We start from the raw sequence: 273 nt of genomic DNA, 5'->3' as shown, positions 1-273 counted from the left end.
AGCTGGAAGTGCGTGACCCGCTGCAATACATCAGCGAGTTACAGCAAAGCTACAAAGTCCCGGACTTGCCCGGCTTGCCGCGTTTTCAGGGCGGGCTGGTCGGCTACTTTGGTTACGATACCGTGCGCTATATCGAACCCCGGCTGGAAAAAGGCTGCCCCGCTGATGAGCTGAATACCCCGGATATCCTGCTGATGGTGTCCGAAGAAGTGGTGGTGTTCGACAACCTCAGTGGCACCTTGCATCTGATCGTGCTGGCCGATCCGCAACAGC

1 pseudogene is annotated in these 273 nt (G+C 57.5%); it reads left to right on the top strand.

Going from position 1 to position 273, the window contains the following annotated elements:
• Window positions 1-273: pseudogene (locus Q4563_RS19850) on the top strand (anthranilate synthase component I); the annotation flags it as partial.

This window comes from Gilvimarinus sp. 1_MG-2023 (genome assembly GCF_030548285.1).
The sequence above is the reverse complement of the archived record's forward strand: the minus strand, read 5'-3'. Positions and strand labels throughout refer to the sequence as shown.